Below are 23,657 nucleotides of genomic sequence, written 5' to 3'. Positions count from 1 at the left end.
GGCGATCCCCGCGCGCCTCGCCGCGCAAGAACCGATCTGCCCAATTTCCGGCCTCGCCATCTTCTTGGGCAACAACTTCGTTTTTTTGCTTTTCCGGCTTGAGTGCCGCAATGGAAGTTGTAATGTTTACCAACCGGTCAAATTATCAGCCAGTTCACCGCCAAAGGCAACGGCTGATCGAAGGGCACCAGAAAAAACCAAGCCTGGATTTGACCAAGGGAACATAAGGGCGCGCCGATTGAGGCAAGGCCCTGAAAAGATGAGGAGACCGCCGTGGCTGCACCTGGCGAGAACATGCGTGTCAATGCCGACCGCCTGTGGGATTCACTTATGGAAATGGCCAAGATCGGCCCTGGCGTTGCTGGCGGCAATAACCGCCAGACATTGACCGACGCGGACGCCGAAGGGCGCCGGTTGTTCGAGTCCTGGTGCGAGACGGCCGGCCTCACCATGGGCGTCGATAGTATGGGCAACATGTTCTTCACACGCGCCGGCACCGACCCGGACGCTCTGCCCGTCTATGTCGGTTCGCATCTCGACACCCAGCCGACCGGCGGCAAGTTCGACGGTGTGTTGGGCGTGCTCTCCGGCCTCGAAGTCATTCGCTCGATGAACGACCTCGGCATCAAGACCAAGCACCCGGTCGTCGTTACCAACTGGACGAACGAGGAAGGCGCACGCTTCGCGCCGGCCATGCTCGCCTCCGGCGTCTTTGCCGGCGTGCACAGCCAGGACTTCGCCTATGGCCGCAAGGATCCGGAAGGAAAGACCTTCGGCGATGAATTGAAACGCATCGGCTGGGTCGGCGACGAAGAGGTCGGCGCCCGCAGGATGCATGCCTATTTCGAATACCATATCGAGCAGGGCCCGATCCTCGAAGCCGAGGGGAAGGACATCGGCGTCGTCACCCACTGTCAGGGCCTCTGGTGGCTGGAGTTCACGCTGACGGGACGCGAAGCCCATACCGGCTCGACGCCGATGAACATGCGCGTCAATGCCGGCCTCGCCATGGCCCGCATCATGGAAATGGTCCAGAGTGTTGCCATGGTGAACCAGCCGGGTGCCGTCGGTGGCGTCGGCCAGGTGGTCTTCTCCCCCAATTCCCGCAACGTTCTGCCGGGCAAGGTGGTCTTCACCGTTGATATCCGCTCGCCCGACAAGGAGAAGCTCGATCGCATGCGCGCCAGGATCGAGGCCGAAGCGCCAAAGATCACCGAGCCGCTCGGCGTCGGCTGTTCCATCGAGGCGATCGGCCACTTCGAACCGGTGACCTTCGACCCGAAACTGGTTACCGCCGTGCGCGATGCCGCCGAACGGCTCGGCTACAGCCACATGAACATCATCTCGGGCGCCGGCCACGACGCCTGCTGGGCCGCCAAGGTGGCGCCGACGACGATGATCATGTGCCCTTGCGTCGGTGGCCTCAGCCACAACGAGGCGGAGGATATCTCCAAGGAGTGGGCCAGCGCCGGCGCCGACGTCCTCTTCCACGCCGTCGTCGAAACGGCTGAAATCGTCGAATGAGTTTGCGGGCGGGACGAAAGTTCCGCCCTTTTTCGTGGCGGCCGTGTGGGCGCCGGAAGCGCAATCGCGAGGATCAAGTACCATGAGCACTGTCATCAAGGGTGGAACCATCGTCACGGCCGACCTGACCTACAAGGCGGACGTCAAGATCGAGGGCGGCAGGATCGTCGAGATCGGCCCCAATCTTTCCGGTGACGAGACGCTGGATGCGAGCGGCTGTTTCATCATGCCGGGCGGCATCGACCCGCACACCCATCTCGAAATGCCCTTCATGGGCACCTATTCCTCGGACGATTTCGAAAGCGGCACGCGTGCGGCACTTGCCGGCGGCACGACCATGGTGGTCGATTTCGCGCTGCCCTCCCCCAACCAGTCGCTGCTCGAAGCGCTCACCATGTGGGACAACAAGTCTACCCGCGCCAACTGCGACTATTCCTTCCACATGGCGATCACCTGGTGGAGCGAGCAGGTCTTCAACGAGATGGAGACCATCGTTAAGGACAAGGGCATCAACACCTTCAAGCACTTCATGGCCTATAAGGGCGCGCTGATGGTCGACGACGACGAGATGTTCTCGTCCTTCCAGCGCTGCGCAGCCCTCGGCGCGCTGCCGCTCGTGCACGCGGAAAACGGCGATGTCGTCGCCCAGCTCCAGGCGAAGCTGCTTGCCGAAGGCAACAACGGTCCGGAGGCACACGCCTATTCGCGGCCGGCCGAAGTCGAGGGCGAAGCAACCAACCGCGCGATCATGATCGCCGACATGGCCGGCTGCCCGGTCTATATCGTGCACACCTCCTGCGAGCAGGCGCATGAGGCGATCCGCCGGGCCCGCGCCAAGGGCATGCGCGTCTTCGGCGAGCCGCTGATCCAGCATCTGACGCTGGATGAAACCGAATATTTCAACAAGGACTGGGACCATGCGGCCCGCCGCGTGATGTCGCCACCCTTCCGCAACAAGCTGCATCAGGACTCACTCTGGGCCGGTCTCGCCTCGGGCTCGCTGCAGGTGGTCGCGACCGACCATTGCGCCTTTACAAGCGAACAGAAACGCTCCGGCCTCGGCGACTTCACCAAGATCCCCAACGGCACCGGCGGTCTCGAAGACCGCATGCCGATGCTCTGGACCCATGGCGTCAACACCGGCCGCATCACCATGAACGAGTTCGTGGCGGTCACCTCGACCAACATCGCCAAGATCCTCAACATCTACCCGAAGAAGGGCGCGATCCTCGTCGGCGCCGATGCCGACCTGGTCGTCTGGGACCCGAAGCGCACCAAGACCATCTCGGCCAAGAACCAGCAGTCGGCGATCGACTACAACGTCTTCGAGGGCAAGGAGGTGAAGGGCCTGCCACGCTACACGTTGACCCGCGGCGTCGTCGCGATCGAGGAAAGCACGATCAAGACCCGCGAAGGCCACGGCGAATTCGTCCACCGCGATCCGTTCCCGGCCGTCAGCTCCGCTCTTTCTACCTGGAAGGAAGTCACGGCACCGCGCGCCGTCCAGCGCACCGGCATTCCGACGACCGGCGTCTGAGGCCTCATGTTTCGCGGCTTGCACGTCTTCGCGCCGCTCTGTCCCACCGGACATGCCCTGCCAGATCGGCGGGGCACTTCGGCGCGGGTGGCGTCAGGCAGGCACGAGCGCGTCGAGCTCGGGCAGAAGCATGACGCTTTCCAATTGCTTCGGGTCCGTGCGCGCAATGACGGCCGAACAGGGCTCATTCGAACGGTTCTCCGGCAGGTGTGGCATGCCGGCGGGGATATAGACCATGTCACCGGCCCGGGCGACGACGTGTTCCTCCAGCTTCTCGCCAAACCAGGTCCAGGCCTCGCCCGAAAGCACATAGATCGCCGTCTCGTGGCTCTCGTGCAGATGCGCCTTGGCGCGCGCGCCGGGCGGGATCGTGACGATATGCATGCTGAGGCCAGTCGCACCTACGGTCTCCGCCGCAATGCCCTCGAAATAGTTGAGCCCCTGCTGGCCGGCCTGCACGCCTTCAGGACGAACCACGCGACAGCCCGGATTGGATGATCGAGACATGACTGTTCTCCAGAATTCCCTGAAAAACCAGCAACAAACGGCTCCGCACCCAAATCCGCGATTGCATGTTGCCGGTCCGGATAGCAGTCTGACACAGACCAGCCAGAATGAGTATTCGCCGATGACGTCCAATACCGCATCCGTGGTTTCGGCCCGGGACCTCTGCCTGACTTTCGAAACCGCCGATGGACCGGTGCATGCGCTGACCGGCGTCAATCTGGACGTCGCCAAGGGTGACTTCGTTTCCTTCATCGGCCCGTCCGGCTGCGGCAAGACGACGTTTCTCAGAGTGATCGCCGATCTCGAAAAGGCGAGCTCCGGCAAGATCAGCGTCAACGGTATGACGCCCGAGGAAGCGCGCAAGCAGCGCGCCTATGGCTACGTGTTCCAGGCGGCAGCGCTTTATCCCTGGCGCACGATCGAGAACAACATCGCCCTGCCGCTGGAGATCATGGGCTATTCGAGGGAAGAGAAGAAGGCGCGCATCGAGCGCACGCTCGACCTCGTCAACCTCACGGGCTTCGGCAAGAAATATCCCTGGCAGCTGTCTGGCGGCATGCAGCAGCGCGCCTCGATCGCCCGTGCACTCGCCTTCGATGCCGATCTGCTTTTGATGGACGAACCCTTCGGCGCGCTCGACGAGATCGTCCGCGATCACCTCAACGAACAGCTGTTGAAGCTCTGGGCCCGCACCAACAAGACGATCTGTTTCGTTACCCACTCGATCCCCGAGGCCGTCTACCTCTCAACCAAGATCGTGGTGATGAGCCCGCGTCCCGGCCGCGTCACCGACGTCATCGAATCGACGCTGCCGCGCGAACGCCCGCTCGGCATTCGCGAGACGCCGGAATTCTTGGAGATTGCCCATCGCGTTCGCGAGGGCCTGCGCGCGGGACACAGCTATGACGAATAGTGCCGTGATCCGCCCGGCCGAACGGACCGACATGGCCGCCTGCGCCGGCATCCTCAACCGCTGGATCGACGCAACACCGTGGATGCCGCGCGTGCACGATCATGCCGACGTCGAGCGCTACTACGCCGACACGGTGTTTGCCGAACGCAGGGTGATCGTGGCGGAGCGGAAGAACGACGTCGCCGGCTTCCTTGCGCTTTCCGACGACCGCTACGTCACGGCGCTCTACATCGACGCGCCTCACCGCGGCGCCGGCATCGGCTCGCAGCTCGTGCAGGCCGCCAAGGACTTGTCTCCGGAAGAACTCAATCTCTGGACCTTCGAACACAATCGTGACGCCCAGCGCTTCTACCAGCACCAGGGCTTCGAAGTCGTGCGGCGCACGGACGGCGACAACGAAGAGAAGCTGCCGGATATCCACTATCGCTGGCAGGCCAAGGAGATGCAGGCATGAACCTCGCCTTTGGCCTCTGGATGCTCTTGGCAACGACGATCTTTCTCGGCGGCGCGACCGCCTCGCGCGCCTATGTTTCGAATAATCACCTCGGTATGCTCGTCCTCGCGCTTGGGCTCTACGTCATCGGCAACATCATCATGGTGAAGCTGATGCGCGAAGGTGGCCTCGGCCTCGCAATTTCGCTTTCGGCGATCGTACAGCTCGTGCTCGTCAACATCATCGCCTTTGCGGTCTTTGGTGAACGGTTGAGCCTCACACAGGCCGCCGGTGTCCTTCTCGGCATCGTCGCCATGGGTCTGATGTTGTTGCCCGCAAGCGGAAAGGCGTGACAATGCAGGAACCAAGCTTCCTCAGGGACAAGTTGCTGCCGGTCGGCACCGTCGTCGTGCTGCTGATCGCGCTCTGGTACGTCGCAGTCGTCTTCCTGAACGCGCCCTTCGAGCGCGACACGGCCGCGCGTGCCGGCACCGAAATCACCTTCTCCGAGATCATGCGCAACACCATGGCGCAGGAACGCCCGGTGCTGCCGGCGCCGCACCAGGTGATCGCCGAGATCTGGGACACGACGTTCAACAAGGCAATCACGTCGAAACGCAGCCTCGTCTACCACGCCTGGATCACGCTTTCGGCGACCCTGCTCGGCTTCGGCATCGGTGCAGCACTCGGTATCCTGCTCGCGGTCGGCATCGTGCACAACCGCGCCATGGATCGTTCGCTGATGCCGTGGGTGATCGCCAGCCAGACGATCCCGATCCTCGCCATCGCGCCGATGATCATCGTCGTCTTGAACGCCATCGGCATCTCGGGCCTGCTGCCGAAGGCGCTGATTTCCACTTACCTTTCCTTCTTCCCCGTCGTCGTCGGCATGGTGAAGGGGCTACGTAGTCCGGAAACGATCCAGCTCGATCTGATGCACACTTATTACGCCTCATCGGCACAGACCTTCTGGAAGCTGCGCTGGCCGTCGTCCATGCCCTATCTCTTCACCTCGCTGAAGGTTGCCGTTGCCATCTCGCTGGTCGGCGCGATCGTTGGCGAGCTGCCGACCGGTGCTGTCGCCGGCCTCGGCGCCCGCCTGCTCGCCGGTTCCTATTACGGCCAGACGGTGCAGATCTGGGCGGCCCTCTTCATGGCGGCAGCACTCGCCGCTGTCCTCGTCATGATCGTCGGCTTTGCCCACACCGCCGTCCTGAAGCGCATGGGAGCCAAGCCATGAACCTGCCAGTCCTTGCAGCAGCGATCATCTTCTGGCTCGCCGCCTGGGCCTTCAACGAGTGGCTGGTGCGCCAAAAATTCCAAAGCGACGTCGCCAACAGCGCCGCACGATTTGCCGTGCCCTTGCTCTTCGGCATCACCATCCTGGTTCTCTGGGAAGGCATCGTTCGCGGCTTCTCCGTGCCGTCCGTGCTGCTGCCGGCACCCTCCATGATCTGGCAGAAGCTGATCAATTCGCTGCCGACGCTTGGCGCCGACTTCCGCCAGACCTTCCTGAAGGCGGTGCTGATTGGCTACGCGCTCGGCTGCGGCCTCGGCTTTGCCGTCGCGATCCTCATCGACCGCTCGCCGTTCCTGCAGAAGGGCCTCTTGCCGCTCGGCAACTTCGTCTCGGCCCTCCCCGTCATCGGCGTCGCGCCTATCATGGTCATGTGGTTCGGCTTCGACTGGCAGTCGAAGGTCGCGGTCGTCGTCATCATGACCTTCTTCCCGATGCTGGTGAACACGGTCGCCGGCCTTGCCGCCGCCAGCCACATGGAGCGCGATCTGATGCGCACCTATGCGGCTTCCTGGTGGCAGACGCTCGTCAAGCTGCGCCTGCCGGCCGCCTGGCCGTTCATCTTCAACGCGCTCAAGATCAATTCGACGCTGGCGCTGATCGGCGCCATCGTCGCCGAGTTCTTCGGAACCCCCATCGTCGGCATGGGGTTCCGGATTTCCACGGAAGTGGGACGCATGAATGTCGACATGGTCTGGGCCGAGATCGCCGTCGCGGCGGTCGCAGGCTCCGCCTTCTACGGGGTGGTCGCGCTCATCGAGCGCGCTGTCACCTTCTGGCATCCTTCCATCCGCGGAGGGCGCGCCTGACGCATACTGCCTGAGCAATTCCAGAAAAAGTGTGAAACGGTTTTCCGTCCGGAATTGCGCAGTTGAAAGAAAATGAAACAAAAACAAGAGGGAACTGACATGAACAAAAGACTTGCATCGCTTCTCGCCGCAGGCGTCTTTTCGCTGGCAGCGTTCCAGGCTGAGGCCGCCGAGAAGGTGACACTGCAGCTGAAATGGGTGACCCAGGCGCAATTTGCCGGCTACTACGTCGCCAAGGACAAGGGCTATTACGAGGAGGAAGGTCTCGACGTCGACATCAAGCCCGGCGGTCCTGATATCGCACCGGCACAGGTGATCGCCGGCGGCGGCGCCGATGTGATCGTCGACTGGATGCCCTCTGCCCTTGCCACCCGCGAAAAGGGTGTCGCGCTCGTCAACATCGCCCAGCCCTTCAAGAAATCGGGCATGATGCTGACCTGCCTCAAGGAAACCGGCGTCACCAGCCCCGACAAGTTCAAGGGCCAGACCCTCGGCGTCTGGTTCTTCGGCAACGAGTATCCGTTCCTCTCCTGGATGGCGCATCTGAAGATCCCGACGGATGGCGGCCCGAACGGCGTCACGGTCCTGAAACAGGGCTTCAACGTCGACCCGCTGATCCAGAAGCAGGCCGCCTGCATCTCGACCATGACCTATAACGAATACTGGCAGGTCATCGACGCCGGCATCAAGCCGGACGACCTCGTTACCTTCAAATACGAGGACCAGGGCGTGGCGACGCTCGAAGACGGCCTCTACGTGCTTGAAGACAAGCTCAAGGACGCCGCCTTCAAGGAAAAGATGGTCAAGTTCGTGCGCGCCTCGATGAAAGGCTGGAAATTCGCGGAAGAGAACCCGGATGAAGCCGCAGGCATCGTGCTCGAAAACGACTCCACCGGCGCCCAGACGGAAAAACACCAGAAGCGCATGATGGGCGAAGTGGCCAAGCTCACGGCCGGCTCGAACGGCGCGCTGGATGAGGCCGACTACAAGCGCACGGTGCAATCGCTGCTCGCGGGCGGCTCCGATCCCGTGATCTCCAAGGAGCCGGAAGGCGCCTGGACGCACGAGATCACCGATGCCGCACTGAAGTAGACATCGCCAAATCGTCAGAAGAGGGTCGCACGATCGTGCGGCCCTCTTCCGTTTTCTCGGCGGCCGTTCGCATCCGCCAAATTGCTGCCGGGTACCGGGCGTGGGGGTGGTAACCCTGGAAGCAACGGCGCTACCCTTGCTTGCCATTGTCAAGATCGTGTCAAGATCGCAACCATAACCGCAGAACAGGTCGAATATTGAGGCACCATCGCTTCATGCGCACTTGTAAGCGTCGAAGGCCGAGATTACATAGGCCCCGATGTTTGTTGGAGGCAGGCATGGTGGAGGGCACCCTTTTCCCGATGTTTTGCCTGCGGTAACCGGTCCCAGTTCCGCCCGCGTCTACGGTCTGATACCGTGCACGCGGAGCGCGAAATGAGGAAAGCGCAGTCTCCTGTCCCCGCGCAATCCGCCGGGGCGAGATGTCGGCGTGATAAAATCGCCTGATTGCCCGTGGATCCTGCATCGAGCGGTGATCCGCTCGATGTTGTTTCCATTGCCGGGACTGTGAAGCCGATGGCTCTAAAAGTACTGCCCGTTCTCAGCGTGTGCGCTGCGATGACCTTTGGTTCGCTTTCGTCCGTCTGGGCGGAGGAAGCGACGCAACCGAAGCCGACGCAAAACCTCCCCTCCATCGTTGTCACCACAGCGGTCGACCAATCGATCAGCGACCGCGTCGTTGCGACCGGCACCATCCAGGCGGTCGAGCAGGTCTACGTCGCCCCCATGGTCGAGGGCCTTTCCATCCGGACACTCAATGTCGATGTCGGCGACAAGGTCGAAGCCGGCAGCGTGCTCGTGGTCCTGAACGACGACGCCCTTCGCCTGCAAAAAAGCGAACTCCAAGCGTCGCTTGCCAAGGCGGAGGCCGGGCTTGCTCAACTGAACGCACAGCTCAGCGAAACCAGGGCGAACGCTGACGAGGCCAAACGCGTCAGCGACCGCGCTGCGGGACTTTCGAAGAACGGCACGGTTTCGACGGCTGAGGCCGACCGGGTGCGGGCGCTCGCGATTGCGACGCAGGCACGCGTCCTTTCGGCGGAGCAGGCCGTCGCCGTCGCCAATGCCGACATCAAGGTGGCCGAAGCGCAGATCGACGACATCGACCTTCGCCTCGCTCGTACCGAGGTAAAGGCGCCCGTCGCCGGCGTCATCTCCGCCAAGAACGCCAAGGTCGGCGCGATCGCCACCGGCAATAGCGAACCGCTCTTCGCCATGATCCGCGATGGCGCGATCGAGATGAAGGCAGATGTTGCCGAAGCCGACATCATCAAGCTCGCCGTGGGCCAGCCGGCAACCGTGACGCTCGCCGGCGGCAACACCAAGGTCGAGGGCACCATCCGCCTGATCGCCCCGACCGTCGATCCCGTCAGCCGCCTCGGAACCGTCTTCATCAACCTGGCGGATACCGAGAAGGCACGCGCCGGCATGTATGCAAGCGCGCTGATCACCGCCCAACAGAAGCAGACAGTGGTCCTGCCGCAAACGGCCGTTACCAATGAGAATGGCCGCACGATCGTCCGCAAGGTCGAAAACGGCGTCATCCGCATCCTGCCAGTCAAGACAGGGATTTCCGACGGCAAGTTCATCGAAGTCCTCGAAGGCTTGAAGGCTGGCGAGGAAGTGGTGGCGAGGGCCGGAGCCTATGTCCGCGACGGCGACCGCATCAACCCCGTCAAGTCCGCTGAACCAGCGACCAACTGACAGGAACCGTGACCATGAACTTCTCAGCCTGGTCCATACGCAATCCGATCGCACCGATCCTTGCCTTCGTCGTTCTGATGGTGCTCGGCTATCAGTCCTTCGTATCGCTGCCGATCACCCGTTTCCCCAACATCGATGTGCCGATCGTCTCGATCAACGTGACGCAGAGCGGCGCATCGCCGGCCGAGCTTGAAACGCAGGTCACCAAGGAAATCGAGGACGCGGTCGCGAGCGTCACCGGCGTCGACCATATCCAGTCGACGATCAATGACGGCACGTCGACGACCGCCGTCATCTTCCGCATGGAAGTGCCGACGACCCAGGCGGTGCAGGACGTCAAGGACGCGATCGACCGCATCCGCAGCGATCTCCCCACCTCGATCGAGGAGCCGATCGTCTCCAAGGTCGACGTCGAGGGCCAGGCGATCCAGACCTTCTCCGTCTCCGCCCCCGGCATGTCGCTGGAAGAGCTCTCCTGGTTCGTGGATGACGTCATCAAGCGCGAGATCCAGGGCAAGAAGGGCATCGGCCGTGTCGACCGCTATGGTGGCGCCGACCGCGAGGTTCGGGTCGAGCTCAACGAAGACAAGCTGAATTCGCTCGGCATCACCGCCGCCGACGTCAACGGCCAGCTCCGCCGCATGAACATGGACCTCGGCTCCGGCCGCGGCCAGGTCGGCGGCAGCGAGCAGGCTATCCGTACCCTCGGCGACACCCGCAACGTCGACCAGCTCGCCAACACGATGATCTCGGTGCCGAGCGGTCGCTTCGTTCGCCTTTCCGACCTCGGTACGGTCACCGACACCTATGAGGAGCCACGCTCCTTCTCGCGCTTCAACGGTAATCCCGGCGTGACCTTTGCGGTCTTCCGCGCCAAGGGCGCCAGCGAAGTGAGCGTTGCGGAGACCGTCGCCACATCGCTCGAAAAGATCCGTGCTGCCAATCCCGATGTCACCATCGAGATGGTCGACGATTCCGTCTACTTCACCTACGGCAACTACGAGGCAGCGCTGCACACGCTGATGGAAGGCGCACTGCTCGCCGTCATCGTCGTCATGCTGTTCCTGCGCAATTGGCGCGCCACGCTGATCTCGGCCGTGGCGCTGCCGCTCTCGGCGATCCCGACCTTCTGGATCATGGACCTGCTCGGCTTCTCGCTGAACCTCGTCAGCTTCCTCGCGATGACGCTCGCAACCGGTATCCTCGTCGACGACGCGATCGTCGAGATCGAGAACATCGAGCGGCACATCCACATGGGCAAGTCGCCCTATCGCGCGTCGATCGAGGCAGCGGATGAGATCGGTCTGGCGGTTATCGCGACGACCTTCACGATCATCGCCGTCTTCGTGCCTGTGTCCTTCATGCCGGGCATTCCTGGCCAGTACTTCATCCAGTTCGGTCTGACGGTTGCCGTCGCAGTGTTCTTCTCGCTGCTCGTCGCCCGCCTGATCACGCCGGTTATGGCGGCCTACCTGATGCGTCCCTCGGACGCAGGCAGCAGTCGCCACGACGAAGACGGCTTCATGATGCGCAACTACACGCGTCTCGTGCGCGCCACGACACACTACTGGTACACGCGCTACCTGACGCTGCTTGCCGCGATCGCCTTCTCCGTTGGGTCGGTATTCGCGCTGATCCTCTATGTGCCCGGCAGTTTCCTGCCTCCGGAAGACGCCTCGCGCGTCAGCCTGTCGATCGAGCTGCCGCCGGACGCCATGCTCGAGGACACCGACCGAACGACCACGGAGATCTACAACCGGGTCAAGAATATCGAAGGGGTCGACAACATATTCGTCCTTGGTGGCGCTTCGCCGAAGGGCGACCTGGAATTGCGCCGCGCGACCGTGACGGTGCTTCTGAAAAAGCTCGACCATTCGCTCGTAAACAAGATCGTCAACGACGTCATCGGCCGCACGCCACTGATCGGCCCCTACCTACCGAAGATGGCCCCCGCTGGTCGCATCATCCCGCAGTCGCAGATCGAGAAGGAAATCTTCGCCCGCGTCCGTGACATACCGGACGTCCGGGTCATCAAGCTCAACGACCGCGGTGAGCGCGATCTCTCCTTCAACCTGCTCTCCAACAACGAGGCCGATCTCGACCAGGCGGTGGCGACGCTCGAAGGCAGGCTGCGCAGCGATCCGTTGCTGGCCAATGTCAGCCCGGACGGTGCGCTGCCTCGCCCGGAGCTACAGATCCGTCCGCGTGACGAGCAGATGTCGCGCCTCGGCATCACCACGGCACAGATTTCTGAAGTGATCCGTGTCGCCACCATCGGCGATATCGACGCCGCGTTGACCAAGATCGCGCTCGACGGGCGGCTGATCCCGATCCGCGTGCAGATCAACCGCGATTTTCGCACGGATATCGCCGCCATCCGCAACCTGAAGATCACCACCGCTTCAGGCACGACGGTGCCGCTCTCGAGTGTTGCCGACATCAACTATTCGGAGGGCCCGAGCTCGATCAAGCGCTACGACCGCAACCGCGTCGTGACGCTTGGGGCGGACCTGCCGGTCGGCGTCGCACTGAATACCGCCTCGGACCGCTTCAAGCAGATCGCCGGCCAGGCCGGTTTGCCGAAGTCCGTCGAGTTCCTCGAAAGCGGTGACGCTGAGGTTCAGGCGGAGATGCAGCAGAGCTTCGGCAACGCCATGCTGCTTGGGCTGATGCTGGTGCTGGTGGTGCTGATCCTGCTGTTCAAGGACGTGATCCAGCCGTTCACCATCCTGTTCTCGCTGCCACTCGCGATCGGCGGCGTTGCTGCGGCGCTGATCCTGACGCAGAACGCGCTGTCCATGCCGGTGCTGATCGGCATTCTGATGCTGATGGGCATCGTCACCAAGAACGCGATCCTGCTCGTCGATTTCGGCATCGAGATGATGCACCACGGCATGGACCGCCAGATGGCCATGATCGAGGCCGGCCGCAAACGCGCCCGTCCGATCATCATGACCTCGATCGCCATGTCGGCGGGCATGCTGCCCTCCGCGCTTGGCGTCGGCGAAGGCGGCTCGTTCCGCGCGCCGATGGCGACCGCCGTGATCGGTGGCATCATCGTTTCGACGGTGCTGAGCCTGGTGATCGTGCCGTCGTTCTTCCTGATCATGGACGACCTCTCGCGGCTACTCGCCCGCCTCTTCGGGCGGTTCGTCGGCCAGAAGGACGAAGAGAACCTTCCGCTCGACCGCGAAGCCCTGACGGGTCTGGTGCATGAGCAGAACAAGACGATCGAAGGCCTGGAAGACCGGCTGAAGACGCTGGAATCGGACCAGAGCAAGGGACGACCCGGCGGCAAGGTCATCAACCATCCGGCGCTCGCCGCCGAATAGGCCAGGTCTGAAGCGGCGCTTCGCCCGGGACTGTCACAATCCAGGAACGAGCCCGCGCCCTGCAAGCGCGGGCTTTTTGTCATTCTTATTTGATCGAGGTCAAACCACCTTCCGCCAAGCTTTATTACCTTGCACTTGGATCTTACTCAGGACGGGTGTGATGAAGACGTTGCGATTGAACTCGAACGATAGGGCGGTGCTGCTCGGTTCTTGCTTCTTCGGGAAGCTGCCGATGGCGGCAACGAACGCAATTCTGGAGGATGTGGTCGTTTCAACCCACGAGGAGCACGACATCCTCTTTGGCCAGGGCGAGCCGCTCGATCACGTCTTTTTCGTTCTTTCCGGCCTGGTGCGTCTCTACCGGCTGGGCAAGGACGGACGCGAGGCGGATATCGCCGTGTTTCCGCGAGGTGAGCTTTTCGGTGAAAGCGCCATGTTCCTCGGCAACCGCGCCACAGCCAACGCCCAGACGATCGAAACGACGATGCTCGCCCGCATCGACAGCCGCAAGCTGCGCAAACTCGCCGAGCAAACGCCTGAAGTCGCCGACGCGTTGATGCAGCTCCTGTGCCGGCACGCGCAAATGGCGGAAGATTGCCTGGCGGAAGACCGGCTGCTGACGGCCCCGCAGCGGGTCGCGAGCTATATTCTCGGGAACTGCCCGGACGGCATCACGAACTTTTCCTTCCGCCTGCCCTTCCAGAAGAATGTGCTGGCCGGCAAGCTTGGCCTGGCGCCGGAAGCACTCTCGCGCGCTTTCTCGGCACTTCGCCGCTCGGGCGTGACGGTCAAGGGCCGCGTGATCGAAATCCACGACCGGCAGGCGCTCGAACGCTTCTGACGCGCCGACCAAGGTTCGGCTGTCAGAAGCCTGGCGGCATCACAGCCCGCCGTGCAGCGTCAGGAAATCGACGATCCGGTTGATGCCGTCGCCGCGTTTCATGTCCGTGAACACGAAGGGCTTTTCCGCCCGCATCCGCGTCGCATCCCGCTGCATGACGTCGAGATCGGCCCCGACATAGGGAGCAAGATCCTTCTTGTTGATGACGAGCAGATCGGACTTGGTGATGCCCGGCCCGCCCTTGCGCGGGATCTCCTCGCCCTGGCAGACGGAAATGACATAGATCGTCAGATCGGCAAGGTCGGGCGAAAAGGTCGCCGCGAGATTGTCGCCGCCGGATTCGATGAAGACGACATCGAGGTCGGGAATGCGCCGGTTAAGGTCGGCGATTGCCTGCAGATTGATCGTGGCGTCCTCGCGGATCGCCGTGTGCGGGCAGCCGCCGGTCTCGACGCCGACGATGCGGTCGGACGGCAGCGCCTGCATGCGCACGAGCGCCTCCGCATCCTCCTTGGTATAGATATCGTTGGTGACGACGGCGACGGAGTACTTCTCCCGCATCGCCTTGCAGAGCTTGTCGGTCAGCGCCGTTTTGCCCGAGCCCACCGGCCCGCCGATGCCGATACGAAGGGGACCGTTCTTCGATGCCATCTGGATGTCCTTTCAAGGGGTCTCTTCCTAGGATCGGAAGAGCCGAGAATGCAGGGTTTCGTGTTTCAAAGCCGAAATATCCGCCATGATCGTGGCCGAGCCCAGATCGTCGAGCGAGGCGCTGGCCGCTTTGCCTGCCGCCGCCGCGATGATCGGTTCGAGCGCCGCGATGACGCCGACGCCATCCCGCTGGCCGGTGACGCCGCAGCGGATCGCCACCGAAACGGCATTCGAAACGGCGGCGTTGAGAAAGGCGGCAAGCGCAGGCTCGAGGCCCGTTTCATGGGCGCCGGCCACGGCACCGACCGCCACCGGATAGGCGACGGTCTCCGGGAGCACATCAAGAACCGGGTGCGGCCACGACTGTGCGGCCGCCAGAAACGCCTGGCCCTGCAGCATGGTTTCCGTATGCCGCTCGCGGCTTCCCGCCAGAGCTTCGGCAAGGTCTGCGACCGCAGCCAGCCGGACGCTGTCATTCACGGCACGATAGCTCTCGGCAAGAAGCAGCGCATCGTTCCAGCCAGAGCCGTGGCCGAGCATTGTCTCCAACCAGCAGCGAAGCTCCTCCGCATCGGTGACGAGGCGATCGTGAACCGCCTGTTCAAGCCCGCTGGAATAGGAGAAGGCACCGACCGGGAAGGCCGGCGACATCCAGGTGACCAGGCGAAGCAGAGCTTGCGTATCGAGCCGCTCAGCCATGATGGTGATGGCTGTGGCCATGGTTGTGGCCGGCGGCATGGTAGGCGCCGCGCAGCGGATGGAAGGGTTCCGAAACCTCGCTCACCGCCGCGCCCAGGCCTTCGAGCATCTGGCGGATGACCGGATCGCGGGTAATCAGAATGCGGTCCGGCTCGATCTGCGCAGGCAGATGGCGATTGCCGAGATGCCAGGCGAGTTCGATGAGATGCAGCGGATCACGCGGACGGATTTCGAAGAGCATTTCTGGTGCGGCAACGATCCGGATATAGCCGCCGCCTTCGAGCACCAGAAGGTCGCCATCGGCGAGCATCACCGCTTCCTTGAGGTCGAGCATCACCACATCGTCGTTTTCGAGGTGCAGCAGCTTACGCCGCAGATGCCGCGCGTCGTGCGCCAGCGTCACGCTGTGAAGCGGAGTCGTGCCGGCTGGGCCCGGCGAAAGCACCTGGGTGGAGCGGTACGGCATCTTCAGAGCACCTCGACCTTTTCCGGCGACACAAGCTCGATGCGCGCCTCGATGAGCAGATCGGCCATGGCTGCCTGGAAGGCTTTCAGATGCGGCTCTTCGAAATGCGCATCGACAGCCGCCTTGTCCTTCCAGGTCTCGACGAACACCAGCGCGTCCGGATCGGCAGGCTTGCGGTAGAGGTCGTAGCTGATGCAGCCGGCCTCGCGGCGCGTGGCCTCGATCAGCGGTGCTGCCAGCGACACGACGTCATCTCCCTTGCCCTTGTGCGCGGTCAGGTAGGCGATAATGTAAACCATTGAACCCTCGATATCTTTTGTGCCCGCCAGTGTATCAAGAATTCGCTTCTGCGCCAGTCGCAGAGCCGGTTTTCAACCATCTGGCATGCAGCTCCCGAACAACAAAAAGCCCGAAGACCGGATCCGATCTTCGGGCTTTTTCAATTCAGAAAAAGAAGCGTTCTGGCCGCATCAGGCAGCAAGCTTCTGAGACTTCAGCGTCTCCAGAATGTTCTGCGGCGAGGAAACGCCGTAGGGGTCGCTGTCGCAATTGTCGGAGTAGCCTTCTTCCTCGAACCACTGCTCCACGACGCCGTTGTTGACGACGGCGGCGTAGCGCCAGGAGCGCATGCCGAAGCCGAGATTGTCCTTGGCAACGAGCATGCCCATCTTGCGGGTGAACTCGCCCGAACCGTCCGGGATCAGCTTGACGTTTTCGAGGCCCTGCGACTTGCCCCAGGCATTCATGACGAAGGCGTCGTTGACCGAGATGCAGTAGATTTCGTCAATGCCTTCGGCGCGGAAGTCGGCCGTCAGCTTTTCGAAATCAGGCAACTGGTAGGTCGAGCAGGTCGGCGTGAACGCGCCCGGCAGCGAGAACAGCACGACGCGCTTGCCGGCGAAGTAATTGTCGGAGGACACGTCCTCCCAGCGGAACGGATTCGGGCCGCCAACGGCCTCGTCGCGAACGCGGGTGCGGAACGTTACAGCGGGTACTTTTCTGCCAAGCATCGTCATCTCCTTTGGATCACGATGAATTTGGACCGGCTCGACCCAAAACCATGAACGTGATCACATCCATCAAGTTAGAGCGGGATGCCGGCGGAAAACCGCAAACACGTTTCCGCATCCCGCTCTCGTTCGGCTCTCGGTCGGCAGGTCTTGGGAGGATTTCTGACAACCGAGAACGATCAGCCGCTTTCCTATCGGATATTGCGCTGCGGCGCAGCACGAAAGGCCTCGATTCACATGCGGGCATGGCAGCCATGCGATGATCGCATGGCTGCGTGACACCTCAATTGTGGATGCGCAAGGATAGTCCGAGGCTCGGCGGAACCGGGTTCCATAGGCCGGTTCTCAAGCCCGCCTCACGCAGCGCCCGCGCTGTCCATGTGTTGCAGCCGAAGAGCGCGTTGAACCTGCCCTCGGCTTCGAAGAAGCGGTCATTGCCATTGTAGGAGAAGCCGTCGACCGGAACGACAGTCCCGGCGTCGCGTATGAAACTCTCGGCAATGAAGCCAAGCAGTCGTTCATATCCGGCCGCGTCCAGTTCGAAGCTGGCAACGGAGGCTTGCGGCTCGACGATCCGGCCGGCGATATCCACATGCATGACCGAGCGGTCGAGCGTCAGCGCCTTGAAGACCGGCATGGCCTTCAGCTCCGACCAGGTCGGCGTTTCCAGATAGAAGGAGCGCCCGCCCCAGCCGAAGATCAGCCATTGTGCCTGCGGATGATTGAGCGACACGCCGGCCGCTTCGATGAAGCCGAATCGCGCCCTCGTTTCCTCCGTCAAGGGCACGGCGATATCCGTGTGGATGGGGCCCAAGAGCACCAGGATGCGCGTCGTCCCTGCTCCCGCCGCAGCGGCGGAAACCGGCAAGAGCGGCCGCGGCAGCAGCGTTCCGAGAACGACCGCCAGGACCGCAGCCAGCAGGCCGAAGAAGGCCCATTTCAGGCCGCGCTTCATCCTCCGTCTCTGCTTGCTCAAAACAGGAAATAGCGCTGCGCCATCGGCACGATCGTCGCCGGCTCGCAGGTCAGCAACTCGCCGTCGGCGCGTACCTCGTAGGTCTCCGGATCAACCTCGATATGCGGCGTCAGGCTGTTGTGGATCATCGACGCCTTGCCGATACCGCCGCGGGTGTTCCTGACGGCCACCAGCTGCTTGGCGACGCCGAGCCTGGCGGCAAGACCCGCATCGAGCGATGCCTGCGACACGAAGGTGACCGATGAACTCGTGCGGTTCTTGCCGTAGGCGGCAAACATCGGCCGGTAATGTACCGGCTGCGGCGTCGGGATGGACGCGTTCGGATCACCCATCGGCGCCATGGCGATCGAGCCGCCGAGCAACACGAAGTCCGGCTTCACGCCGAAGAAGGCCGGGTTCCAGATGACGAGATCGGCGCGCTTGCCGACCTCCAGCGAACCGATCTCGTGGCTGAGCCCGTGGGCAATCGCCGGATTGATCGTGTATTTGGCGATATAGCGCTTCACCCGGAAATTGTCGTTGTCGCCGGTTTCCTGCGGCAAGGGCCCACGCTGGCGCTTCATCTTGTCGGCGGTCTGCCAGGTGCGGATCGCCACCTCGCCGACGCGGCCCATGGCCTGGCTGTCGGAGGAGATGATCGAGAAGGCGCCGATGTCGTGCAGGATGTCTTCGGCGGCAATCGTTTCCTTGCGGATGCGGCTTTCGGCAAAGGCGATATCTTCGGGGATCGACGGCGACAGGTGATGGCAGACCATCAGCATGTCCAGGTGTTCGGCGAGCGTATTCTTGGTGTAGGGCCGCGTCGGATTGGTCGAGGACGGAATGACGTTCGGCTGGCCGCAGATCTTGATGATGTCAGGCGCGTGGCCGCCCCCGGCGCCTTCGGTGTGGAAGGCATGGATCGTGCGGCCCTTGATCGCCGCGATCGTGTCCTCGACGAAACCGCTCTCGTTCAATGTGTCGGTGTGGATCATCACCTGCACGTCGTATTCGTCGGCCACGCCCAGGCAGCAATCGATCGCCGCCGGCGTCGAGCCCCAATCCTCGTGCAGCTTCAGCGAGGTGGCACCGGCCAGCACCATCTCGACCAGCGCGCCCGGGCGCGACGCATTGCCCTTGCCGGCAAAAGCGATGTTCATCGGGAAGCCGTCGGCCGCTTCGATCATGCGGGCGAGATGCCACGGGCCGGAGGTGCAGGTGGTGGCAAGCGTGCCATGTCCCGGCCCGGCGCCGCCGCCGAGCATGCAGGTGAGCCCGCTGACCAGCGCTTCCTCGATCTGCTGCGGGCATATGAAGTGGATGTGGCTGTCCATGCCGCCGGCGGTGACGATCTTGCCTTCGCCCGCAATCACTTCCGTTCCTGGGCCGACGACGATGGTGACACCCGGCTGCGTATCCGGATTGCCGGCCTTACCGATCCCCGCAATCCGCCCGTCCTTGAGGCCGATATCCGCCTTTACGATGCCCCAGTGGTCGACGATCAGCGCATTGGTGATGACCGTATCGACGGCGCCCTCGGCGCGCGTTGTCTGGCTCTGCCCCATGCCGTCGCGAATGACCTTGCCACCCCCGAACTTCACCTCCTCGCCATAGGTGGTGAAGTCCTTCTCCACCTCGATGAAGAGCTCGGTGTCCGCAAGCCGCACCTTGTCACCGACCGTCGGGCCGAACATGTTGGCATAGGCCGCGCGCGACATCTTGTAGGGCATGGTTCAGGCTCCTTGGGACGAAGAAGAAAGTGGGTGGAGGCGGCGAAGGCGACCGCTCGCCGCCAGCGCGTCGACATAGCGGCGCTCGGCGGCAAAGGGATGCCATTGCCACCCGACATGGCCGAAGCCGGCAACAACGACGTCGTCACCGGCCATCGCGATATCGGACAGGATATCGGCAATGACGATCAGGCCGCTGGATGGGACGACGTAGGGATCGGGTGAGAAGCCGCCGAGATCGTGATCCAGCTGGTCATGCACTGCCACCGGAACGACGCGAAAACCGCGGTTGGTCGAGCGGCTGAAACTTTCGAAACCGATGGTGTAGTCGTCACAGAAATCGTCGAGATCCGGATTTGTTTCGGCAAGCCCGGCCCGCATCGCGGCGAACTTCGCGCCGGATCGGACGCACCAGATTTCGCGGGCCTGGCGCACCGCCGCACTCGTCTTCCAGCGGCCACCGCCGAGCATGGAGAGACCGGGGCGCCCGGTGTTGCAGACGGCGACGATATCGGTCTTGTGGCCACCGGGGCCGACGGAACGGCAATCGTTGAAACGCACGACGATATCGGCGGCATCGATCACCGTGCCAGCTCCGTCAGGCACTTCGCCATTGCCCACGATCATGATGATGCGGCCGCCGCTCAAGGTCTAGTTTCCGTCAGGCTCGACAATGGCCTGGAGTTCCTTGGTCCGGGCCCTGGTCAATTCGGTGAGGCAACCGGAGACGAGCATCGGCTCCATCGAGCCACCGCGGGCTTCGAAGCCCGAAAGCTCGCATTGGCCGTCACGGTAACCGATCCAGGCGCGCTGCGCCTTTTTCAGGGCCTCTTCCGCGCCAACGTAGTTCGCATCGATCTCGGCGAGTTCCTTGTCCTGCTGCTTTGTCGCTGCCAGTGCCAGCTTGTAGACCTTGTTCAGTTCCGTGTCGGCCGCCTCGTAGTCCTTGTTGGCGCAGATGTTCATGTCCATCTGCGTCACCGCATTCTGGCAGTCGACCTTGTCCTCCTGCGCCAAAGCCGGCGCAAACGGCAGAACGAGAGCGATGGCAAGTACAGCGAGGCGCTTCATAGCTTGCCCATCACCTGCTGGCGGAAGCCATAGACTTCGCGCTTGCCGGAAAGAGGAATCAGCGTCACCTGGCGCGTCTGCCCCGGCTCGAACCGCACCGCGGTGCCAGCCGGAATGTCGAGCCGTCGGCCGTACGCGGCCTTCCGGTCAAACTGCAGCCCGGCATTGGTTTCGGCGAAATGGTAGTGGCTGCCGACCTGGATCGGGCGGTCACCGGTATTGGCAACCTCGATGGTTGTCGTGTCGAGGCCGGCATTGAGCTCGATCTCTCCGGCAACCGCGATGATTTCTCCTGGGATCATGGTTCTCTCCTCAAGCCGCCTTCGAACCGGCGCAGCCCTGCGGCTTCAGCACCCGCTCGGTGGAGGCCGGATATTTTTCAAGCAGGGCTGCCGGACGCACCGGCCGGCTGGTGAATTCGCCGCCGCAATTCGGACAGGTGCCATCGAGCTTTCCATCGACACAATCGACGCAGAAGGTGCATTCGAAAGTACAGATCATCGCCTCGCGGCTATCCGGCGGCAGATCCTTGTCGCAGCACTCGCAATTGGGGCGCAAAGCCAGCATGCTTGCCTCCTGAGATCAGGGTTGGAGGGATACGGCCGGAAAGGGCCGCGTTTCCTTCGTTTAGCGGATCGGTTCGTGAACGGTGACGAGCTTGGTACCGTCGGGGAATGTCGCTTCGACCTGGATGTCGTGGATCATCTCGGGGATGCCCTCCATCACCTGATCGCGCGTCAGCACCTGGGCGCCCGCCTCCATCAGCTCGGCGACCGAGCGCCCGTCGCGAGCACCTTCCACGACGAAATCGGTGATCAGCGCGATCGCCTCGGGATGGTTGAGTTTCACGCCGCGCTCCAGGCGCCGGCGCGCGACCATGGCCGCCATGGAAATCAGCAATTTGTCCTTTTCGCGCGGAGTAAGATTCATGCGTCGCCACCGGTTGTTCGTGAAGCAATTCCCAGGAAATCTGCGAAGCGGTTTTCCGCCAGGAATTACAAAGTTTCAACGTGTTAGATCATTTCACTGTTTCAATAAAAATATGAAATGACCTAGAGAACCCAGACTTTCGGCACTGTCTTCTGCTTGCGCAAGTGCGAAATAACCGGGATGAGGATTTTTCTGAGCGCGAACCCATCCGACGCCACGAAGCGGGCAACCAGCTTGTCGCGTCCATCAACCTGAAAATGGCTGATGCCGACGCCAGCCTCGCCGTCAATGAGCGATCGAAGACGCGGCAACAAGGGCTCGCAATCGGGGCCGACATAGAGGAGCGTGGCAAAGGCGGCTGCGCCATCGAGCACCGCCCGGCGCTGGCCGAGACTGGCGATCTCTCCGGCAAGCGCCAGATTGTCCGCATGCAGCAGCTTGCCTTCGGCGCGGATGCGCCAGCGATCGCGGAAGAGCCCGGTTTGCACCACCTCGCCCATCGCCTTGCGACCAAGCAGAACCGCTTCCACCGCCAGGAATGTCGCGTCCGCGGCAAGCTCCACCTCCAGCGAACGCGACAACGAGGCGCGGTCGAAGAGGATCGTCTCCTGCGGCAGCCAGTCGACGCGCGCGCCGGCGGCAACCTCGATACGCGTGGCCACCTCGACCGTATCGGCACTCGCCTTATAGATCTTCTCGCAGGCCTGCGTCGTCACCGTCACATCGGTTCCGGCCCTTGCCGCAACCTCCCAGACCATGCGGTCGCCGCCGGTGAGGCCGCCGGAGGAATTGATGAGCACCGCTTCCATAGAGGCGTCGAAGGTCTTCGGCAGCCGGATCTTGGCGCAGCCTTCCTGATAGAGTTCGGCAATGCGGCTTTGGCCGAGCGCCATCTTGGCGACCAGCCGGCCCTTCCCCCAGGCCCGTTGCGGAGCGATGCTTGCTGCCTTGTTCATGTTTCGACCGCCGAGCGGTGTCCTTTAATTCCTGGCGCTGCACCCATTGGGTCGGTCGCCTTGCCTTCGCGCTATCGTCCGCATCGCGGAACGACAAGTCAAGTTATTGTTTTGCAAAGAAAATCGCCAGGATGCTGCATTTCCATGCAGGCGCCGCGCAGAAAACAGGCAGCCGCTTAAGCCACGCGATCCGGCGGCTCGCGACCCTCGAAGAAAGCGGTGACGTTGTCGACCACCTTCATACCCATGGCAACCCGCGTTTCCTCCGTGGCACTGCCGAGATGCGGGAGCAGCACGACATTTTCGAGCCTGCGCAGACGCTCCGGCACATTCGGCTCCGCCTCGAAGACATCAAGGCCGGCACCGCGAATGACGCCGCTTTCGAGAGCGGCAACCAGGGCCGCTTCATCGATGACATCGCCGCGCGCCGTATTGATGAGGTAAGCACCCGGTTTCATCAGCGCCAAGCGTTGCGCATTGATCAGATGCCGATTTTCGCCACCACCGGGGCAGTGCAGCGACACGAAGTCCGAAGCTCTCAGCACATCCTCGACCGTGTCCAATTGCCGGGCGCCGTAGCGGCTCGCTTCCGCCGGGTCGATGCGCGAGCGGTTGTAGAAGACGACATCCATGTCGAAGCCGAAATGACAGCGTTTGGCCATCGCCTTGCCGATGCGGCCAAAGCCGATGATGCCGAGCGTCTTGCCGGTGACCTTGCTGCCGATCATGTGGGTCGGGCGCCATCCGGTCCATTCGCCGGCCCGAACCTGGCGCTCCCCCTCGCCCGCCCGGCGCGCGACTGCAAGCAGCAGCGTCATGGCAATGTCGGCGGTGCAGTCGGTCAGAACACCCGGTGTGTTGGTCACGACGATATTGGCGGCCTTGGCGGCCGCGACGTCGATGTGGTTGTAGCCGACGCCATAATTTCCAAGGATCTTCGCCCGGAGGCCGCCGCCGGCGAAGAGTTCGGCCGGAAGCCGATCGGAAACGGTTGGAAGTACTGCGTCAGAGGTCCGGAGCGCATCGGCCAGCCCTTCGGCCGTCATCGGCACGTCGCCTTCGTTCAAGGTGACGTCGAACCGCTCTGCAAGCACCTGTTCCACGGCCGCCGGCCAGCGACGGGTGACGAGAATGCGGGGTTTCGAGCTCATGTCTGCCTCCGGAACAGAATCGTCGGGAGATAGTGCACGAAACGGCGCG

General features: G+C 62.7%; 26 protein-coding genes. 11 read left to right on the top strand and 15 right to left on the bottom strand.

Features of this window, described 5'->3' with window-relative positions:
- Positions 1–273 precede the first annotated feature (273 nt).
- Entirely contained in the window at positions 274–1,524 is a 1,251-nt protein-coding gene (locus ACTJKM_RS18590) for a Zn-dependent hydrolase (RefSeq protein ID WP_093234882.1), read from the top strand.
- An 82-nt stretch (positions 1,525–1,606) separates the two neighbouring features.
- The gene (hydA, locus tag ACTJKM_RS18585) at positions 1,607–3,061 is read left to right on the top strand and encodes a dihydropyrimidinase (protein WP_058326452.1); all 1,455 of its coding nucleotides are present in this window, start codon (positions 1,607–1,609) and stop codon (positions 3,059–3,061) included.
- Positions 3,062–3,154: 93 nt separating this feature from the next.
- Here hydA and ACTJKM_RS18580 read toward each other — a convergent pair whose 3' ends face one another.
- Complete coding sequence (locus tag ACTJKM_RS18580; RefSeq protein WP_058326453.1) at positions 3,155–3,568, bottom strand: cupin domain-containing protein; 414 nt, start codon at positions 3,566–3,568, stop codon at positions 3,155–3,157.
- 121 nt (positions 3,569–3,689) lie between these two features.
- On the opposite strand from ACTJKM_RS18580, the gene ACTJKM_RS18575 reads away from it, so the two are divergent.
- From ACTJKM_RS18575 to ACTJKM_RS18535, 9 genes are all read left to right on the top strand, one after another.
- Positions 3,690–4,481, top strand: a complete 792-nt coding sequence (locus tag ACTJKM_RS18575) for an ABC transporter ATP-binding protein (RefSeq protein ID WP_057249048.1) — start codon at positions 3,690–3,692, stop codon at positions 4,479–4,481.
- Positions 4,471–4,935, top strand: a complete 465-nt coding sequence (locus ACTJKM_RS18570) for a GNAT family N-acetyltransferase (protein ID WP_058326454.1) — start codon at positions 4,471–4,473, stop codon at positions 4,933–4,935. The genes ACTJKM_RS18575 and ACTJKM_RS18570 overlap by 11 nt, the downstream gene beginning before the upstream one ends.
- Positions 4,932–5,267, top strand: coding sequence for a hypothetical protein (locus ACTJKM_RS18565; protein ID WP_058326455.1), 336 nt, complete (start codon positions 4,932–4,934; stop codon positions 5,265–5,267). Before ACTJKM_RS18570 ends, ACTJKM_RS18565 begins: the two co-directional genes overlap by 4 nt.
- A 2-nt stretch (positions 5,268–5,269) precedes the next feature.
- Positions 5,270–6,154, top strand: coding sequence for an ABC transporter permease (locus ACTJKM_RS18560; RefSeq protein WP_057249045.1), 885 nt, complete (start codon positions 5,270–5,272; stop codon positions 6,152–6,154).
- Complete coding sequence (locus ACTJKM_RS18555) at positions 6,151–7,020, top strand: ABC transporter permease (protein WP_058326456.1); 870 nt, start codon at positions 6,151–6,153, stop codon at positions 7,018–7,020. The genes ACTJKM_RS18560 and ACTJKM_RS18555 overlap by 4 nt, the downstream gene beginning before the upstream one ends.
- A gap of 99 nt (positions 7,021–7,119) precedes the next feature.
- Positions 7,120–8,112, top strand: a complete 993-nt coding sequence (locus tag ACTJKM_RS18550; protein ID WP_057249043.1) for an ABC transporter substrate-binding protein — start codon at positions 7,120–7,122, stop codon at positions 8,110–8,112.
- Between the two features lie 516 nt (positions 8,113–8,628).
- Positions 8,629–9,816 (top strand): efflux RND transporter periplasmic adaptor subunit, encoded by a 1,188-nt coding sequence (locus ACTJKM_RS18545; RefSeq protein WP_057249127.1) that lies wholly within the window; start codon positions 8,629–8,631, stop codon positions 9,814–9,816.
- A gap of 14 nt (positions 9,817–9,830) precedes the next feature.
- Positions 9,831–13,148: an efflux RND transporter permease subunit gene (locus ACTJKM_RS18540; protein ID WP_058326457.1), complete on the top strand. Its 3,318-nt coding sequence runs from the start codon at positions 9,831–9,833 to the stop codon at positions 13,146–13,148.
- Positions 13,149–13,308: 160 nt separating this feature from the next.
- Positions 13,309–13,989 carry a Crp/Fnr family transcriptional regulator gene (locus ACTJKM_RS18535; RefSeq protein ID WP_058320764.1) on the top strand — a complete coding sequence of 227 codons (681 nt, stop codon included), beginning with the start codon at positions 13,309–13,311 and terminating at the stop codon, positions 13,987–13,989.
- 39 nt (positions 13,990–14,028) lie between these two features.
- Here ACTJKM_RS18535 and ureG read toward each other — a convergent pair whose 3' ends face one another.
- From ureG to ACTJKM_RS18465, 14 genes are all read right to left on the bottom strand, one after another.
- Positions 14,029–14,640, bottom strand: coding sequence for an urease accessory protein UreG (gene ureG / locus ACTJKM_RS18530; RefSeq protein ID WP_057249040.1), 612 nt, complete (start codon positions 14,638–14,640; stop codon positions 14,029–14,031).
- 27 nt (positions 14,641–14,667) lie between these two features.
- A complete protein-coding gene (locus ACTJKM_RS18525) occupies positions 14,668–15,339 on the bottom strand; it encodes an urease accessory protein UreF (protein WP_058326497.1) in 672 nt (223 codons plus the stop codon).
- Positions 15,332–15,805: an urease accessory protein UreE gene (gene ureE, locus ACTJKM_RS18520; RefSeq protein WP_058326459.1), complete on the bottom strand. Its 474-nt coding sequence runs from the start codon at positions 15,803–15,805 to the stop codon at positions 15,332–15,334. The genes ACTJKM_RS18525 and ureE overlap by 8 nt, the downstream gene beginning before the upstream one ends.
- A gap of 2 nt (positions 15,806–15,807) precedes the next feature.
- A complete protein-coding gene (locus ACTJKM_RS18515; protein WP_082615759.1) occupies positions 15,808–16,104 on the bottom strand; it encodes a putative quinol monooxygenase in 297 nt (98 codons plus the stop codon).
- Between the two features lie 171 nt (positions 16,105–16,275).
- Positions 16,276–16,815, bottom strand: coding sequence for a peroxiredoxin (locus tag ACTJKM_RS18510; protein WP_057249037.1), 540 nt, complete (start codon positions 16,813–16,815; stop codon positions 16,276–16,278).
- A 283-nt stretch (positions 16,816–17,098) separates the two neighbouring features.
- A complete protein-coding gene (locus ACTJKM_RS18505; RefSeq protein ID WP_058326460.1) occupies positions 17,099–17,770 on the bottom strand; it encodes a TIGR02117 family protein in 672 nt (223 codons plus the stop codon).
- 17 nt (positions 17,771–17,787) lie between these two features.
- Complete coding sequence (gene ureC, locus ACTJKM_RS18500; protein ID WP_057249035.1) at positions 17,788–19,500, bottom strand: urease subunit alpha; 1,713 nt, start codon at positions 19,498–19,500, stop codon at positions 17,788–17,790.
- 3 nt (positions 19,501–19,503) lie between these two features.
- Positions 19,504–20,148, bottom strand: coding sequence for a Urease operon accessory protein (locus ACTJKM_RS18495; protein ID WP_113514244.1), 645 nt, complete (start codon positions 20,146–20,148; stop codon positions 19,504–19,506).
- A 3-nt stretch (positions 20,149–20,151) separates the two neighbouring features.
- Positions 20,152–20,571: a lysozyme inhibitor LprI family protein gene (locus ACTJKM_RS18490; protein WP_058320760.1), complete on the bottom strand. Its 420-nt coding sequence runs from the start codon at positions 20,569–20,571 to the stop codon at positions 20,152–20,154.
- Positions 20,568–20,873: an urease subunit beta gene (locus ACTJKM_RS18485; protein WP_058326461.1), complete on the bottom strand. Its 306-nt coding sequence runs from the start codon at positions 20,871–20,873 to the stop codon at positions 20,568–20,570. The genes ACTJKM_RS18490 and ACTJKM_RS18485 overlap by 4 nt, the downstream gene beginning before the upstream one ends.
- A gap of 10 nt (positions 20,874–20,883) precedes the next feature.
- Entirely contained in the window at positions 20,884–21,138 is a 255-nt protein-coding gene (locus ACTJKM_RS18480; protein ID WP_058326462.1) for a DUF1272 domain-containing protein, read from the bottom strand.
- Between the two features lie 60 nt (positions 21,139–21,198).
- On the bottom strand, positions 21,199–21,501 hold the full coding sequence (locus ACTJKM_RS18475; RefSeq protein ID WP_057249031.1) for an urease subunit gamma: 303 nt from the start codon (positions 21,499–21,501) through the stop codon (positions 21,199–21,201).
- A 122-nt stretch (positions 21,502–21,623) separates the two neighbouring features.
- Positions 21,624–22,457, bottom strand: a complete 834-nt coding sequence (locus ACTJKM_RS18470; RefSeq protein WP_058326463.1) for an urease accessory protein UreD — start codon at positions 22,455–22,457, stop codon at positions 21,624–21,626.
- Between the two features lie 176 nt (positions 22,458–22,633).
- A complete protein-coding gene (locus ACTJKM_RS18465) occupies positions 22,634–23,608 on the bottom strand; it encodes a 2-hydroxyacid dehydrogenase (protein WP_058326464.1) in 975 nt (324 codons plus the stop codon).
- Positions 23,609–23,657 lie beyond the last annotated feature (49 nt).

The organism is Ensifer sp. 22460 (assembly GCF_052044935.1).
GTDB lineage: Bacteria > Pseudomonadota > Alphaproteobacteria > Rhizobiales > Rhizobiaceae > Ensifer.
This window is presented reverse-complemented; position numbering and strand designations above follow the sequence as displayed.